General features: G+C 55.0%; 13 protein-coding genes. 6 read left to right on the top strand and 7 right to left on the bottom strand.

Annotation, left to right across the window (positions count from 1 at the left end):
• Nucleotide 1: 1 nt before the first annotated feature.
• The 3 genes from GXP58_00775 to GXP58_00765 all read right to left on the bottom strand — a co-directional run bounded on the left by GXP58_00775 (nt 2) and on the right by GXP58_00765 (nt 4,448).
• Nucleotides 2–1,429 (bottom strand): hypothetical protein, encoded by a 1,428-nt coding sequence (locus tag GXP58_00775; protein ID NOY52136.1) that lies wholly within the window; start codon nt 1,427–1,429, stop codon nt 2–4.
• Between the two features lie 54 nt (nt 1,430–1,483).
• Nucleotides 1,484–2,575 (bottom strand): NAD(P)/FAD-dependent oxidoreductase, encoded by a 1,092-nt coding sequence (locus GXP58_00770; protein ID NOY52135.1) that lies wholly within the window; start codon nt 2,573–2,575, stop codon nt 1,484–1,486.
• A gap of 103 nt (nt 2,576–2,678) precedes the next feature.
• Nucleotides 2,679–4,448 (bottom strand): NAD+ synthase, encoded by a 1,770-nt coding sequence (locus tag GXP58_00765; GenBank protein ID NOY52134.1) that lies wholly within the window; start codon nt 4,446–4,448, stop codon nt 2,679–2,681.
• Nucleotides 4,449–4,609: 161 nt separating this feature from the next.
• On the opposite strand from GXP58_00765, the gene feoB reads away from it, so the two are divergent.
• Together feoB and GXP58_00755 are read left to right on the top strand one after the other, a co-directional pair.
• Entirely contained in the window at nt 4,610–6,583 is a 1,974-nt protein-coding gene (gene feoB / locus GXP58_00760) for a ferrous iron transport protein B (protein NOY52133.1), read from the top strand.
• A 71-nt stretch (nt 6,584–6,654) separates the two neighbouring features.
• On the top strand, nt 6,655–7,323 hold the full coding sequence (locus GXP58_00755; protein NOY52132.1) for a metal-dependent transcriptional regulator: 669 nt from the start codon (nt 6,655–6,657) through the stop codon (nt 7,321–7,323).
• A gap of 60 nt (nt 7,324–7,383) precedes the next feature.
• Here the strand turns inward: GXP58_00755 and GXP58_00750 are convergent, their stop codons facing one another.
• From GXP58_00750 to GXP58_00740, 3 genes are all read right to left on the bottom strand, one after another.
• Nucleotides 7,384–7,815 carry an Hsp20/alpha crystallin family protein gene (locus GXP58_00750; GenBank protein ID NOY52131.1) on the bottom strand — a complete coding sequence of 144 codons (432 nt, stop codon included), beginning with the start codon at nt 7,813–7,815 and terminating at the stop codon, nt 7,384–7,386.
• A 100-nt stretch (nt 7,816–7,915) separates the two neighbouring features.
• Nucleotides 7,916–8,836, bottom strand: coding sequence for a sigma-70 family RNA polymerase sigma factor (locus GXP58_00745; GenBank protein NOY52130.1), 921 nt, complete (start codon nt 8,834–8,836; stop codon nt 7,916–7,918).
• An 89-nt stretch (nt 8,837–8,925) separates the two neighbouring features.
• Entirely contained in the window at nt 8,926–9,417 is a 492-nt protein-coding gene (locus tag GXP58_00740; protein ID NOY52129.1) for a DUF721 domain-containing protein, read from the bottom strand.
• A gap of 216 nt (nt 9,418–9,633) precedes the next feature.
• Here GXP58_00740 and galT point away from each other — a divergent pair, with 216 nt between their 5' ends.
• From galT to GXP58_00720, 4 genes are all read left to right on the top strand, one after another.
• A complete protein-coding gene (gene galT / locus GXP58_00735) occupies nt 9,634–10,632 on the top strand; it encodes a galactose-1-phosphate uridylyltransferase (GenBank protein NOY52128.1) in 999 nt (332 codons plus the stop codon).
• Between the two features lie 73 nt (nt 10,633–10,705).
• The gene (glgA, locus tag GXP58_00730) at nt 10,706–12,205 is read left to right on the top strand and encodes a glycogen synthase GlgA (GenBank protein ID NOY52127.1); all 1,500 of its coding nucleotides are present in this window, start codon (nt 10,706–10,708) and stop codon (nt 12,203–12,205) included.
• Nucleotides 12,206–12,210: 5 nt separating this feature from the next.
• Nucleotides 12,211–14,655, top strand: coding sequence for a GAF domain-containing protein (locus tag GXP58_00725; protein ID NOY52126.1), 2,445 nt, complete (start codon nt 12,211–12,213; stop codon nt 14,653–14,655).
• A gap of 73 nt (nt 14,656–14,728) precedes the next feature.
• The gene (locus GXP58_00720; GenBank protein ID NOY52125.1) at nt 14,729–15,085 is read left to right on the top strand and encodes a response regulator; all 357 of its coding nucleotides are present in this window, start codon (nt 14,729–14,731) and stop codon (nt 15,083–15,085) included.
• Between the two features lie 98 nt (nt 15,086–15,183).
• Here the strand turns inward: GXP58_00720 and GXP58_00715 are convergent, their stop codons facing one another.
• Complete coding sequence (locus GXP58_00715) at nt 15,184–15,894, bottom strand: nucleoside phosphorylase (protein ID NOY52124.1); 711 nt, start codon at nt 15,892–15,894, stop codon at nt 15,184–15,186.
• Between the last annotated feature and the right edge of the window lie 136 nt (nt 15,895–16,030).

Genomic DNA, 16,030 nt, shown 5'->3' with positions numbered 1-16,030 from the left:
CTTAATGGACCAACGGCCATGCATAGGTGAAGGAGAGGAGCAGAACGTCCCGGCCGGTTTTGTCAATACTCTTGGTTCCCTGGAGATCCCGTTTCTGCTTCGTATGGTTCCAGGAGAAACGGGTGGAAAAATTCCGGGTGACGGCAAAGTTGCCGCCGATCCCAAGACGATAGGTCTTATACTGATCGTTCCTGACGTCTGACTCCTGGGTGTTTTTATCAAAACGTCCGTTGACGTAGGCGCTGAGGCGGTCGGAGAAACGGTAGGTGTAGGAGACATTGTATCCCTGACGTACCGAGGTCCCGCCGTAGGTGGTCCGCGAGGTGACGTCCTGATCAAAAGCGAGGGTCAGCGTAGACAAGATGAAGGTCTTGGTGATGCTGAGATTGTAAACCATCCCGGAGGTTCTGTCCGAAGCGTTCGTGGCCGTGATCTCGGCATTGGGAATTGTGAGGTTCCCCTTTGCGTCCGAAGGCTGGTGATATGTGTTGGTTGCACCTGTGACGGGATCAGTAACGGCATACTGAACGAATGTATTCGGGGCGGCATTCCTGATTGTAACATTGCCCAAACTCTTCTGCAGATGCAGGTTGAGCGTGGTGTTCTTCGTTTTTCTTGCCCCGGCATACAGGGTGGTCTCCAGGGTGGGGGAGAAATGATGGGTGATGCCGACATAGGCCGAGGTATTCCGGGCACGGTCGAATTCGGAATTGAAAAGGAGTTCTTCGAGAAAGGGGGAAATCCCGGCATAAACGGCATTTTCCGAAAGTTGACGGGAATCTCTGGAGTAGTCGCTGTCAAAATAGGTGACGGTTGTAAAAAAACGGTTCTTCGGGGTGAAAACATAATTGTAGGTAATACTCCCGCCGTTGGTTTTGGAATCATATTGTAAATCGTTTGAATAGCGATAGAAAGTGTTTGTCCCGCTGAGGCTGAGGGAAGAACGTTTGGTGAGGGAGTAGTGAACCCCCCCGGTGACGGAATTCGATTTCCGTTTTGAACGTTCGGCGATAATCCCCGTTTCCCCTGCAATCGAACCGGATCGGAAGACCCGGTCCGAATCCTTGGTAATGGAATAATTGTCCTTCAGGGAGACGGAGAACCGGGGACTGAATGTGTGGGTCGCTCCGAAGGCAATAAAATGATTCCCGTAATTTGCCTGCGTTTCGGATTTGTACTGAAAACGGCTGGAGCGGTACGACAGGCTCAGGTCGGTCTTCGGAGAAACCGCGTGAAACGGAAGGGTGACCTCCCCCTGGTAATTAAAATCATTTTTTTTATCCCGTTGCGTAAAGAAGATATTGGAATCGTATTCCAGGTTGAGGGAGGCCGTGGGGATGAAGGTATAATTCCATTCGGCACAGGCCGGCAGGGTACGGCTCAGCAGGTATACGAAGATGATCAGGAAAAAGATGTTGGTTTTTTTCATAAAGCCTCCTTACGTGCAAGAATGTTTGCCGGTCATGATTTCCTCTTCTTCAGACTAACCCGATTTCTCCTTGTAAGACAACGTTTTTCCTCCCTTCGTACCGGCAAACCAGCGGGCTGCGGGACGGGCGGCCAGCTTCCGGGACAGGGAGGAATTGTAGAAACGGTGCATGAACCGCCAGGGATTCCCCCGGGTGGTCTGCCGGATGATTAACCGGTGCGCCAGGGAGCCGAAAGTCTGGTAGAGATAGCGGTTAGACAGGGAGGTCGCCAGTCGTTTTCCAAGCGTCTCCTGCCAGAGGGTATCATAGTCGATCTCCTCGATAATGCTGCGTGCGGCGAGGTAGCCCGAGGTCAGGGCGTATCGGATACCGAAGCCGAAAAGAAAGTCCTGAAACCCTGCCGCTTCCCCGACGTAGAGCCGACCACGGTGGACGGCGGTTACCGCGGGGGTAAAGCTTCCGTATCCTGTGAAGTGCCGGGCCTCTTCCATCGCAAAGGGGAACTGCTTCTGAAAGTAGCGGATACTCCCGTCGAGAAAGTCGGCTCCCTTCCTGAAATCCCGGTAGTAGACGCTGGCCAGGGTCCCCCGTTCCTTCCGGACGAGCAGGTAGGCATATCCCCCGGGAGCGATTTCATCATTCAGGATGGCCATGACGGCATCGGGCGAATCGGTGCGGAAGGTGACGCCGCTGGCCAGGACATTGGGACGGGTGGGACCGGTCGCGACAATCTCTCCTTCCGACGACCTTCCCGGCCGGTTGAAGTGGATCTCTATCCCGGCCTCCTCCGCCTGCCGGCGCAGGGAGCAGTCCAGGGAATTTTCTTCCTTTCCGCGCAGGGTCAGGTAAAAGAGAGGCCGGTCCGCTTTGACGACTCCCCCGTGGTTTCCCTTCCTGTAAAATCGGCCTGTAGAATAGGGGTGACAGAGAAAATCCGGACGGATCGACATCTCTTCCAGCTGGGTCATGAAATCGGTGGTGCTGCTCCAGTTTTCGATTCCCTGAAAATCCCCGTGGAAACGTACCCCGACATCAGGATTTCTTTCGTAGACGGTGACGCCGTATCCCGCTTTCGCCAGGTTGATCGCGGCACAGAGTCCGGAAGGACCGGCCCCGATAATGGTAATGGTTTTTCGGCTGCTCATAACATACATAACCCGGGAGCAGAGGATTCAGGGAGCGGAGGGAAGGCTTCAGTGTGTTGAAGAATGTTTGATAATAGAACAGAATCCTTGAACCCCGATCTTTTCACCCTCTGTATTTATTGGTAATCGGAAGTCTCCGTCCGGACCCGAAGGCCCGGGGAGTTATGCGGATCCCCGGCGCCGCCTGCTGCCGTTTGTATTCGTTCCGGTCGACCCTCCGAATGACGTCGTGGACGGTGGTTTTGTCGTAGCCGCGGGCCGTAATTTCTTCAGCGCTTTCGTCCCGTTCAATATAGGCATGGAGAATGCCGTCCAGAATGTCGTATTCCGGGAGTGTGTCTGAATCCTTCTGCCCCGGCGCCAGTTCGGCGGAGGGAGGTTTGGTAAGGATCCGGCGGGGGATGACCGGGGATTTCCCCAAACCGTTCCGGTAGTCGGCAAGTTTGTAAACCAGTGTCTTGGGAACGTCCGAAAGGACGGCCAGCCCGCCGGCCATGTCTCCGTACAAAGTGGCGTACCCGACGGCGACTTCCGATTTGTTCCCCGTACTCAGCACGAGGTAACCGAATTTGTTGGAGAGTGCCATGAGCAGTACCCCCCGGATCCGGGCCTGGATGTTCTCTTCCGTGGTGTCCTTCTTTGTCCCTCGAAAGGAGTCTGCAAGGTGAGCCAGGAAGGTCTCGAAGATTTCTTCGATGGGGATTACTTTCAGAGGGAAATGAAGATTCTCTGCAAGCGTCCGTGCATCGTCAAGACTTTCCGGCGAGGAGATTCCGCTCGGCATGGCGACGCCGACCACATTGGAAGCGCCCAGGGCATCGACGGCGAGGGCGGCCGTCAGGGCGGAATCGATCCCCCCGGAGATGCCGATGATGACCTTTTTGAAGTTATTTTTCCGGACATAATCGTTCAGGCCGAGTCTCAGTGCCGCATAGACCTCCTCGTAGGGGTTGTAGATCTCTTCGGACGGCTGCATCAGGAAGGGATTCGCCCGGACATCGGATTTCCGGCGGCAGTCTTTCTTCCGGGTTTTTGCAGTCTTTCCCTCGGAGACAATGACCGGAAGGAGATTCCCCGTCATACCGGCTTCGCGGACACTCCGTCGGTTGCGGGGGCTCTTCAGGCGGTGCTGCCGCACTTCGGAGAGGTTCAGATCGGCGGCGACCAGGCCTTCGGCAAAGGATGGGCCTGTGGTGATGATTCTCCCTTCCGGGTTCGCGATCATGCTTCGTCCATCGAAAACCAGATCGTCCTGACCGCCGGTCAGATTATCGAAGAGGATGAAGACCAGGTTGTCCTTGGCCCGGGTCGAGATCATCTGTTTCCGCATCCCCCCTTTCCCGGCATGAAAGGGGGAGGCCGAGATGTTGATAATGATTTCAGCCCCGCTTTTCGCCATCTCCATGGTGGGGCCGCCGGGAAACCAGATATCTTCGCAAATGTTGACACCGAAGAGAGTGCAGTCGAGATCATAGAGGGTGCTTATCGTCCCCGCCTGGAAATAACGATTCTCATCGAAGACGTCATAATTGGGCAGGCAGATCTTGTGCTGTGTCCCGATCCACTGACCGTCGTGAAGGATTGCCGCCGCATTGTAGAGGTCCTCGGCCAGGTCGACGTAACCGATGATGACGCAGATTCCTTTCGTCTCCGGGAGGATTGAATGGATGATGTCGATGTTTTTCCGGATAAATTTCGGTTTGAGGAGCAGGTCTTTGGGGGGATAGCCGGTGACGGCCAGTTCCGGGAAAGCGAGAAGCTGAATTCCTTCGGTCCGTGCTTTTTTAAGCATATGGAGGATCTTCTTCCGGTTGCCCGTCAGATCGCCGACCACCGGGTTGATCTGGGCCATTCCCACACGGAGACATCTCATGAATTCGCTCTCGCAAAAAGGCTGTCTGAGTTTATGCTGAACCTCATCATAGGCAAGGGCGGGGAGAAATTCAAGGGAAAACCGTTTGTTTTCGAGACGGGATTGTAATAGTATGTTCCGAGTCTTTGCGGGTATTTTGCGGAAAAAACCGGAAACAGAGGATGGGTAATAAGTTGAAAAAGAGAGAATACGCTCCCCGTTCGGTGATCCTGGTGGGAAATCCCAATGTCGGGAAAAGCGTCATCTTCGGGCTCCTGACCGGACGGTATGTAACGGTCTCCAATTATCCCGGGACCTCCGTGGAGGTCACCGAGGGGATTATCCAGGGTTCCGGCGGCGAACAGTCATCATTGCGTATCATCGACAGCCCCGGTGTGAACAGCCTGATCCCAAAATCCGAGGATGAGGAGGTCACCCGGAATATCCTGCTCCGCTCCGATCATGCAGGGATCCTGCAGGTCGCCGATGCCAAGAATCTGAAGCGAGCTCTCCTGATCTATTCGCAGCTTGCCGATATGGGGCTCCCCATGGTCCTGGCCCTGAATATGTTCGACGAGGCCGAGGAGCGGGGAATTGCGGTTGATACGGACAGACTTTCGAAACGGTTGGGGGTCGAGGTCATCCCCACGGTTGCCACGGAGCGTCGGGGTCTTCGCCGGATCCGGAAATCTTTTGCCGCCTTTTCGGCACAGAAAGAGAAGTTTTCTTTTCACCCGGCGATCGAAAAGGCGATTGATCTCATGACGCCCCTTCTGCCGGAAACGGGGCTCTCCCGGCGATTTATTGCCCTCACCCTGCTGGCCGGCGACAGGAAGCTTGCGGGTCTGTTAGAGGGTATCCCCGGGGGGGTGGAGAGAGAGAAGGTTGATGCCGTCGTGGAACGGGCCCGGAAGGAGTTCGGTGAGCCCCTGGGGTATGTGATCCTCAAACAGCGGCAGGCCTGGGTGGACCAGGTCTTCCGGGAGGTTGTACGCCAGGAGAAAAGACGGACCTCAAGGTATCGGGAGCAATGGGGGAGCTGGGCCATGCACCCTCTCTTCGGCGTTCCTATCCTGATGGTGCTGTTGTTCATCATGTATCTCTTCGTGGGCCGATTCGGGGCGGGTGTCTGTGTGGACTATCTTGAGCGGGTGGTCTTCGGGGTCTATATTACCCCTTTCCTGACCCGGATCATTGATACCCTCCTCCCCTTTTCCCTGGTCCATGACATGCTGGTCGGGGAATACGGGGTCCTTTCCGTGGGACTCACCTATTCCGTGGCGATCGTTCTTCCGGTGGTCAGTTTCTTTTTTATTTTTTTCGGATTGCTCGAGGACTCCGGTTATCTTCCCCGGCTGACGGTCATGAGCAACAAGATCTTCAAAAAGATCGGGCTCAACGGCCGGGCCGTACTCCCCATGGTCCTCGGCCTCGGGTGTGACACCATGGCGACCTTGACGACGCGGATCCTGAACACAAAAAAAGAACGGATCATTGCGACACTCCTGCTGGCCCTCGGGGTACCCTGCTCCGCACAATTAGGTGTGATCATGGGGCTGATCGGCGGGATTTCCATGAAGGCGCTGGGAATCGTGGGGGTGACGGTCCTGATGCAGTTGATGATTGTCGGTTGGCTGGCAGCGAAGGTTCTGCCGGGGAAGAGTTCCGATTTTCTGATTGAGATCCCCCCACTCCGGATCCCCAAGCTTTCCAACATCCTGATCAAGACCTTTTACCGGGTCAAGTGGTTCCTGAAAGAGGCCGTTCCCCTCTTCATGCTCGGGACCTTTATCCTTTTCCTTCTTGACCGGCTGTATCTCCTTGCCTGGATTCAGCGAAGCATTGAACCGGTCCTGACCGGAATACTCGGGCTGCCCGGTGAGACTGCGCAGGCCTTCATCCTCGGGTTTCTCCGGCGGGACTACGGCGCCGCCGGTCTTTTTCGCCTGGCCCAGCATGGAGGTCTTGACCTGATTCAGCTCACGGTCAGTACGACGGTGATGGTTCTCTTTGTTCCCTGTCTGGCAAATTACTTTGTGATGATCAAGGAACATGGGAAAAAGATCGCCTTCTATATGGTGACCTTTATTATGTTTTATGCCGTGCTGGTGGGCGGGATTCTGAATTTTTTGTTGCACATCTTCCCGGTATTTTGATGGAAAGGCAGGAGCAGGGGATCCGGGAACGGATGGATTGCTGAACCGACATTGATTTCAAGGAGACGGTCATGGAACGTATCGATCGGGAAGAGGCGATGGAACTGGTCGGAACACTGGAGGAAAAAGGGGAGGTTCGCCGTGAGGATCTGCAGGCGGAGCACCTACACCATCCTCTGTCGTCGGACCAGATCGATTTTCTCTGCCGGGAAAAACTGATTGACGTTGACGGAGGGGGGCGTGTTCGTTCCACGGCGGAGGGCAAGGTTCTGGCCGAGCGGATTATCCGGCGACATCGACTTGCGGAAAGGTTGATTTCCGATGTGCTGGTCGTAAAGAATGCCGATCTTTTTGAGGAGTCGGCCTGTGACCTGGAGCATGTTCTGACGGAGGAACTGACGGACAGCATCTGTACCCTCCTGGGGCACCCCACAGCCTGTCCCCATGGCCGGCCCATTCCACCCGGTGCCTGCTGCTCAGAGAAACGGACAAGACTCAAGAGTCTCATTGCACCGCTCGATGAACTGGCGACCGGTGCCGAAGGAAAGATCGCCTATATCTCCACGGGGGACCATGAACGTCTCGATCAATTGACCTCCATGGGGCTCTTTCCCGGAACGACGATCAAGGTCCATCAGCGGCAGCCGGCCCTGGTGATCCTTTTTGAAGAGACCACGCTTGCCCTTGATCGGGAGATCGCCCGAGAGGTTCATGTCTGGCGGCAATCAGCAAGAGAATAAAAAAGGGAGGCGGATTGTTCCGCCTCCCCGGAGGAGGAAATCAGGCGGGGGTTGTGATTCCTATTTGATTTCCACTTTGACGGTTCTCGGCTTGGTCTCTTCCTTCTTGGGAAGGGTGATCGTGAGTACTCCCTGCTTCATCGCAGCGTGTACCTTTTCGCAATCCACGGTATCGGGAAGCCGGAAGGCCCGCTCGAAGGATCCATGACTCCGTTCCCGGCGTCGGATCTTCAGTTTTTCGCCCTCTTCCTCCATCTTTCGTTCACCCCGGATCGAGAGAACCTGATGGTCGATCTTCATGTCGATGGCCTTCTCATCGACTTCGGGGAGTTCAATTTTGATAAGAAAGGCATCTTCATTTTCCAGGATATCGACGGCAGGATACCAATTCCTCTCTACCCGGGCCGTTGGATCGTCCTGAAGTTCTCCATTGAACCATTCATTGAGTGTGTTAAACGTGACAAGCGGATCGTATGCAGTTAAAATGGACATGGCCTTCCCTCCTTTTCAAGGGTTATTGAAGTCACCTTCATGAGCGGCCGACTCATTGAATCTTCTTGTTAAGGAAAAGATAATCGTGAACAAGGGGATGTCAAGAGGAGCGATCAATTTCGATACCGTCGAATTCCTTGAATTGCGCAAGATACTCTTTCAGTTTTTTCATGACCCGTTTTTCAATCTGCCGTACCCGCTCCCGACTGATCCGGTGAGCGTCTCCGATTACCTGAAGTGTTGCCGGGGGATCGGACAGGAGGCGCTGCTGAAGGATGGCTTCCTCCTTCTCCGAAAGCGTTCCTGAGAACTCCCGGAGTTTCTCCCGAAAGGCCTCCATCAGTTCCTCCTCGGCCAGTCGTTCATCCACAGGACGTTCCCCGGACGAGAAAAAATGCATCAGGGGTGTCTGGGAATCATCCTGAATCGGTGCATCAAGGGAGAGATCGTCTTCTTTCAGGATCTGTTGCATCTCGACCACATCCGATTCCCGGACATCGAAGTGGCGGGCCAGCAGCTTGGGACTGGGTATTTCACCGAGGGCGTCCAGTTTCTCCATCTCCTGATTCAGTTTGTAGAAAAGTTTCTTTTGTGCTTCCGTCGTTCCGATCTTGTAGATGCGGTAGTTGTTCATGATAAACTTCAGAATATAGGCCCGAATCCACCAGGCGGCATAGGTGGAGAGCTTGACCCCCTTGAAGGGGTTGTACTTTTTGACGGCCTGCAGCAGTCCGATATTTCCCTCCTGAACCAGGTCAAGGGTGTTCTGGTAGAGCCGGACGAAATCGAAGGCGATTTTGATGACCAGACGCAGATTCCCGAGGACGAGTTGCTGGGCGGCATCAGGATCCCCCGTTTCATAATAGCGGACGGCGAGCCGGTACTCTTCTTCACGGGAGAGGAGAGGATACCGGCGAATTTCAGCCATGTAGCGGTGCAGGGCGTCGCTCTTGACGAGGGCGGTCCCTTTCGCCTCCGGTTGCCGCCGGTTTTTTCCATGGTCTTCAGATCTCTTTTTCATAAAATGATCTCAATGCCTCAGGAAGAACATCTGCTTCCGTTAATGGAACAACGTGAGATTGCAATAAAGTACTTCCCGGAGAGGAGGTTTCAACGTTCCCCTTTTCCTTTCAGGGCAAGGTCTTGCAGCATGACGCGGCGAACCGTCTCACGCAACTCAGGGGAGTCTATTTTCTGTAGGGAAGTTTCCACCTCCCGGTAGGTCTCGGGACTGATGGGGCAATGTTCGGGTTCTTTTTGCGGTGGGGGCTGCGTCCGGACCGGAAGAATGCCGAGGCGGAACCGGATCTCCGTGATCGGCTGTGTCCGCAGTTCCCGGTTGATGTTGGAAAGGAGCTGCTCCTTGAGAAAGTTGAGCTGGTGCATCCAGGTTGGATGATCTACAATCATAAAAAGACTTTTCCCGGAGATGAAGTCGGGATGCGTGTGGGCGGCGATCTTCTCTCCCACCACCTTTTCCCAGCAGGTCCAGAGATGGTGCCGCTTCAGGATGAAATCGACGCCGAGATCCTTCAGGAGTTTCTCCAGTGTCCGGCCGGTGCGGGTCGGCAGGCCTTTCCGTCTGATAGGGTTTCTCCTCATCCTTCCCTCCCCGGGGGGTGGAATGTGATACCGGTCGAAAAAAACTCAAGGATATTTTCAACGTTCCGTCCGCTGCTGTCAAGGAGAAAGCGAAGAAAATTCAAAGTTTTGTGTTGCTTCTTTTTGACGGAGGTGGTATATTTTTTAAATGTTTCCGAGGGTTCTAAGTTGTTTCAAAATAGACGTTTTTTGCGGTTCTGAATCATAGGAGAGCGTATGCCTGAATTGCGGAAAGACCCGATCATTGGGCGGTGGGTGATCATCTCCACAGCCCGGGGAAAACGGCCGACCGATTTCGGAGAGACCCTCCACAAGAGTAGCGGGGGATTCTGCCCCTTCTGTTTCGGGAACGAGAAAGTAACGCCGCCGGAAATCCTGGCCTTTCGTAAAAACGATTCCGCTCCGAACGGAGAGGGTTGGAGTTTGCGTGTCGTAGCCAATAAATTTCCCGCCCTGCAGATTGAAGGGGAGTTAGAGAAACGGGGAGACGGGATTTACGATACGATGAACGGCGTGGGGGCCCACGAAGTCATCATTGAGACCCCCCGTCACGAAAAGACCTTAAGTACTCTTCCTGTGGAAAAGGTGGAAGACATGCTCTGGGCCTACCGGGAACGGATCGTCGATCTGAAACGGGATTCCCGTTTCAAGTATATTCTGGTTTTCAAGAATGAAGGGGTTTCAGCCGGCGCCTCCCTGGAACATTCCCATTCCCAGTTGATTGCCCTTCCGATCGTTCCGAAACGGGTTGCCGAGGAGATCAAAGGCGCCCAGGTCCACTACAAGTACAAGGAGCGGTGTGTCTATTGCGACATCGTGCATCAGGAATTGGAAACCCGGACCCGGGTCGTTTCGGAAAACGAGCATTATCTGGCCATCGAGCCTTTTACCCCGCGGTTCCCCTTTGAGACCTGGATCCTACCGAAACATCATGCCTCCTCTTACGAGATTATGGAACGGGATGAGATCCCTCCCCTGGCCTGGATCCTGCAGGATACCCTGAAGCGGATCGACAAGATCCTGAACGTGCCCCCCTACAACTACATTCTCCATACTTCTCCCATTGGAGAAGAGATCAATGACCATTACCACTGGCACATTGAGATTATGCCGAAACTGACGAAGGTTGCCGGCTTTGAATGGGGGTCGGGATTTTATATCAACCCGACTCCTCCGGAGGAGGCGGCGGAGTTCCTTCGGGAAGCCCGCGTCTGATCATCTGAACAGGCGGGGCAGACGGGGCCTGAGCCGGCCCTGGGGGGGGATCTCCCCCCGGGCGGAGGAAAAGATGAAGATACTCTTTGCAGCCTCCGAGGTCGTTCCTTTCGCCAAGACCGGGGGCCTGGCCGATGTGGCGGCAAGCCTCCCCTCGGCACTGAAGGCCTTGGGACATGATGTCCGCGTCATCATGCCCCGGTACCGCTCGGTCGGGAAAGCCGGCATCCCGATAAAGGAAATGGGGAAGAAGGTTGCGATCCGGGTCGGGGATGAGATCCACCCCGGCTCTTTGGCCCTTGCCGAACTCCCGTCAGGGGTCCCGGTCTATCTCGTGGGCTATGATCCCTACTTCGACCGGGAAGGTCTCTACGGTTCGGGCAGAGGGGACTATCCGGATAATGCCTCCCGTTTCATCTTCTTTTCCCGGGCCGTCCTGGAGGCCGTCAAAACTCTCGATTTCGTACCGGACATTCTCCACCTGAACGACTGGCAGACCGCATTGGCCGCTCTCTATCTGAAGACCGGCCGGGGGCCCGCCTTCTCTCATGAGATTGCCTCTGTCTTTACCATTCACAATCTCGGTTATCAGGGCCTCTTTGCACGCGGGGAAATGCCCCTCACCGGGCTGGGCTGGGATCTGTTTACGCCCCGGGGAATCGAGTTCTACGGGAAGATCAATTTTCTCAAGGCCGGGCTCATCGCTGCGGACCGGATCACCACGGTCAGCCGGCGTTATGCCGAAGAGATCCGGACACCGGAATATGGATCCGGCTTGGAGGGTGTGTTGCAGGAACGCTCCCGGGACCTCGTGGGGATCATCAACGGGGTTGATTATTCCTGCTGGGATCCGAAAACGGACCCCCTGATTCCCGCCCGGTATTCTCCGGACGCCCTGGATGGAAAGGCGGTCTGCAAACGTGCGCTGAAGAAGGAGTTTGGGCTCAAGGGACCGCAATCCCGTCCCCTCATCGGGTGTGTCTCCCGCCTGACCGACCAGAAAGGATTCGATCTGATCGTCGAAAGTGCCGAGAAACTTTCCATCATGGATCTTTCATTGGTGGTGTTGGGCGATGGAGAGGAACGATATCGCAAAGGTCTCGCGGCGCTGGTCGATGCCTTTCCCGACCGATTTGGTCTGCGCGTTGGATATAACGATTCCCTGGCCCATCTCATTGAAGCCGGAGCGGACTTTTTCCTGATGCCTTCCCGTTATGAACCTTGCGGGTTAAACCAGATGTATAGTCTCAAATACGGCACGGTTCCGATCGTCCGTGCCACGGGAGGCCTGGATGACACAATTCTTTCCTTTGATACAGGAACGGGGTTCGGAAACGGGTTCAAGTTTTCCGATTACTCATCCGCTGCGCTCCTGAAAACCTTGCAGGAAGCGCTGGCGGTATACAGAATCCCGGCGGCATGGAAACGGCTACGGGCCAATGCCATGGCCTGTGATTTTTCCTGGGAACGGTCGGCACGGGAGTACGTAGGGTTGTACGAGGAACTGCTGAAAGATCTTTCGAATCCTTCCGGTCGGGATCGTGAGGATTCCAATGTACTACAGGGCAGGTAGGGGCGATGGACAAAAGCATCATTGAATTTGAACTTCTCCGGGACATTCTGAAGATCAGTAATTCCACTCTTGATCTTCATGAGCGGCTGAACCAGGTCGTGGAAGAGATCGTGGAGAAGATGCACTTTGATGCCTGCGCCATCTATTTGATGCGCCGGAATCGCGCATGCCTGACGATGAAGGCGGCCGTTGGGCTCAATCCGGAGAGCATCAATGAGATCTCCCTGAATGTCGGCGAAGGGATCACCGGCTGGGTTGCTGCGGAAAAATCGCCGGTGGCCATCCGGGACATTCGTCAGGACGATCGGCGCCGGGACTTTCCCGGCTGCGGGGAAGAGAAGTATTGCTCCATGATTTCCGCCCCGATCCTCTATTTGGGAAAGTGCCTCGGTGTAATTGATGTCTGGACCATTGAGGCGAGGGCCTTTACGGAAAATGAGATTCACCTGCTCTTTTCCATTGCCGACGGGATTAGCGGCAGTGTCCGGAATGCCCAGCTCTACCTGGATGTCTCCAAGCAGTACGAGGAACTGGTTGCTCTCTACGATCTCGGTCGTGCCCTGACCTCGACTCTGGAATTCCAGGAACTGATTGGCCTCATGACCCGGAAGAGCAGCGAACTGATCGGTGCCGGCGGAGCGATTCTTCACCTCCTTGACGACGAGGATCGGATGCTTAAGGTGAAATCGATGTACGGCCTCTATCCGGATCCCGATCTGATCTCCCGTACCATGGTTCCCCTGGGAGAGGGGGTGACCGGTTGTGTGGCCCGGGACGGGAGTCCCTGCATGATCAATGATCCGGACCGGAGCGAGATGAATCTCCTTCCCAGCGAGCGGCTTTTTGCTTCCATCCTCTGCGTTCCCCTGATCGTCAAAGAGCGGGTGATCGGGACCCTGTCGCTCCATGAGAAGACCGATGCCGCCGGGACGTTCGTCCCCTTCCATCAGGATGATCTCCATCTGCTCATGGCCGTTGCCAACCAGGGGGCGATGGTGGTGGAGAATGCCAGAAACTTTGAGCGGGCGGAACGCCTCCGGAGGGAGAATACGAAACGGGCCAATGATTTTGCCATCCTTTACGAGATCAGCAACGCCATGAATACCACCATGAACCTCGATCAACTTTTGCAGATCATCCTGAAGGCGGTCACGTTCGGTGGAGGACTGAATTTCAATCGTGCCGTTCTTCTGCTGGTTAATGAGAAGACCAATACCCTCCAGGGGATGCTCGGAGTCGGCCCGGACAGCGGCGAAGATGCCTACCGGATCTGGAGTGAGATCGGTGCAAAGAATATGAGTTTCAAGGAGTGGATCTCCTCCGTCGGATTTTCCGTCGAAGGGCGGGGAAGCCGTTTTGATCAATTGGCCAAAGGCATCCGGGTTCCGGTTGAATACGGGCAGGGGATCATGGTTCTGACCGTGCTGGAGCGAAAAGGGTTCAATATCAAAAATGCATGGGAAGACCCCCGTACCAATCCGGAAATCTTGGAAACGATGGGGTTTGAGAGCTTTGCCACCGTCCCCCTGATCTCGCAGGACCGGGTCGTGGGGGTGATCATCGTTGATAACCTGTACAACAAGCGGGAGATCACCAATGAGGATCTTAGGCGATTGGAACTCTTCGCAAATCAGGCGGGGCTTGCCATTGAGAATGCCCGGGTCTATTCCGACCTGGAATACGCCAACCGTTCCCTTACGGAATTACAGGACCGCCTGATCCAGTCTGAAAAAATGGCGGCCTTGGGGGAGATGGCGGCGAGCATTGCCCACGAGATCCGGAATCCTCTTGTTTCCATCGGCGGATTTGCCCGGCGGCTTGACGGAAAACTGGACCCGGAGAATCCTCAGAAACGTTATTCCCGTATTATTGTCAAGGAGGTTGCCCGTCTGGAGAAAGTGCTGCAGGAGGTTCTGGCGTTTTCCCGTTCGGCGGAACCGGTCTTTCAGGAATGCGATGTGGCCGAGGTGCTTTCCGATGGGCTGGAGGTGCTGGAGGAGGGGTTGATTGATTGCGGGATCCGGGTGGTCAGGAAAATCGGAAAGAATATCCCGAAGGTCCATGGCGATGCAAATCAGATCAAACAGATCTTTATCAACCTTCTGTCCAATGCCCAGCAGGCGATGAGCCAGGGAGGGACCCTGACCGTCGAATGTGTCTGTGATGAGACCGAAGGGGCTGTCGTGATTTCCGTGCAGGATACGGGCGGGGGGATCCCGGAGGATGTGATTACCAACATCTTCAATCCCTTTTTTACCACCAAACATACGGGGACCGGTCTCGGACTTGCGATCACCCATCGGGTGGTAGAGATGCATGGTGGTAATATCCAGGTCAAGAACGATCCGGGTGTGGGGGTGACCTTTCTGGTGACGTTGCCCGCCAAAGTGGGCGAGGAGCGGGAAGGTCCATCATTGAAGCTCTCAGCCCGGGAACGGGGGAGCACATGAGTCGGTCCGATTCCACCACCAACGATGTTGGAAGGGATTTCGGCCAGGTATTCTATCGCGAAAGGGGAGAGCAATGAAAACCATTCTGATTGTTGACGACGAAGAGAACATCCGAACGCTCTACAAGGAAGAACTGACGGACGAAGGGTATGATGTCCTTCTGGCGAGCAACGGGTATGAGGCGCTGGAAGTGCTTGACGTCCGTAAACCGGATGCCATTATCCTTGATATCAAGATGCCCGGGATGGATGGTGTGAATCTGCTGAAGCTCATCAAGGAGCGGAAAGAGAGCGATATTCCCGTGATCATCTGCTCGGCCTATGAGGAATACAAACAGGATTTTTCCCTCTGGGCCTCGGAAGAGTACATCGTCAAGTCATCGGACCTGACGAAGATGAAAAACGCCCTGAAGAGAATTCTTCATGAATAGTGGTCCTTTCCCGAGGTGGAAAAGAGGGCGCAGCGGAGATAGAGTCAAACTCGGCAACCTTGCGCTTCTTCATCAGACAACCCCCTTCCGGATATGGATCAAGCGTAAGGGTGGGCCGATGAGGAGACGGCTTCGACGGAGAGGAGAGCGCCCTCCCTCAATCTTTTTCGGAACTTCCCGGTTCGGAACCCGACCCGGGTATCATCCGACCGGCGTTCATCGGAGATGACCATCAGTGCCGCAAACTCGATCCCGTAATAATGAGCAACTGTTGCAAGGGCCGTAAATTCCATATCTACTGCGAATGCGCCTTCCTTTTGGTATCGGGCAATTTTCTCCGGTGTCTCCCGTTCCGGGGCATCGGTCGTCCAGATGGTTCCTTCCTTCAGTTCCCACTCCCGGGCCCGGCAGACGGTCCGGATCTTTTCCGTGAGTTTCTTTGATGGTTGGGGAACAGGGCCTTCCAGGTAAAGGTGGGATGTCCCCTCCTCACTGATCCCCCCGGTGGGAAGAAAAAAGTCACCGATTTCCAGGTCCGGGCCAAGACTGCCGCAGACACTGAAAAGCAGAACCTCCCGGACTCCTTTCGAAACAAGCTGTTCCATGAGTAGTGCTGCGGCCGGTGCTCCGAGAGCCGGTCCGGCCGCAGCCGTCTTTTTCCCGCAGGCAGGCAGAAGGCAATACCGAAAGAGGGCCGTCCTCCCGTCCCGGCCGGAGGACTCTCCGGCTCTCCGTACGGCACTGTAGATCGGGTCGGTGGGCGCGATAATGACCTTTTTCGGAAACCAGGGATCTTTTCTCTCTTTCATCGGAATCTTCTTGTGAAAAGAATGCGGATCTGCAAAAATGATGGTGTCGTAAAAAGTCGTTTTCCGGATTCCGTTCATGGTTCGACAGGCTCACCACGAACGGTCCATTAAACTTTCCGAACCACACGAACGGAAT

This window comes from Deltaproteobacteria bacterium (assembly GCA_013151235.1).
Lineage (GTDB): Bacteria > CG2-30-53-67 > CG2-30-53-67 > CG2-30-53-67 > CG2-30-53-67 > JAADIO01.
This window is presented reverse-complemented; position numbering and strand designations above follow the sequence as displayed.

Bases quoted from the DNA above. Each gene is read 5' to 3' on its own strand.
- GXP58_00775 (NOY52136.1), bottom strand. From the start codon at position 1,429: ATGAAAAAAACCAACATCTTTTTCCTGATCATCTTCGTATACCTGCTG.
- GXP58_00770 (NOY52135.1), bottom strand. From the start codon at position 2,575: ATGAGCAGCCGAAAAACCATTACCATTATCGGGGCCGGTCCTTCCGGA.
- GXP58_00765 (NOY52134.1), bottom strand. From the start codon at position 4,448: ATGAGATGTCTCCGTGTGGGAATGGCCCAGATCAACCCGGTGGTCGGC.
- feoB (NOY52133.1), top strand. From the start codon at position 4,610: ATGGGTAATAAGTTGAAAAAGAGAGAATACGCTCCCCGTTCGGTGATC.
- GXP58_00755 (NOY52132.1), top strand. From the start codon at position 6,655: ATGGAACGTATCGATCGGGAAGAGGCGATGGAACTGGTCGGAACACTG.
- GXP58_00750 (NOY52131.1), bottom strand. From the start codon at position 7,815: ATGTCCATTTTAACTGCATACGATCCGCTTGTCACGTTTAACACACTC.
- GXP58_00745 (NOY52130.1), bottom strand. From the start codon at position 8,836: ATGAAAAAGAGATCTGAAGACCATGGAAAAAACCGGCGGCAACCGGAG.
- GXP58_00740 (NOY52129.1), bottom strand. From the start codon at position 9,417: ATGAGGAGAAACCCTATCAGACGGAAAGGCCTGCCGACCCGCACCGGC.
- galT (NOY52128.1), top strand. From the start codon at position 9,634: ATGCCTGAATTGCGGAAAGACCCGATCATTGGGCGGTGGGTGATCATC.
- glgA (NOY52127.1), top strand. From the start codon at position 10,706: ATGAAGATACTCTTTGCAGCCTCCGAGGTCGTTCCTTTCGCCAAGACC.
- GXP58_00725 (NOY52126.1), top strand. From the start codon at position 12,211: ATGGACAAAAGCATCATTGAATTTGAACTTCTCCGGGACATTCTGAAG.
- GXP58_00720 (NOY52125.1), top strand. From the start codon at position 14,729: ATGAAAACCATTCTGATTGTTGACGACGAAGAGAACATCCGAACGCTC.
- GXP58_00715 (NOY52124.1), bottom strand. From the start codon at position 15,894: ATGAAAGAGAGAAAAGATCCCTGGTTTCCGAAAAAGGTCATTATCGCG.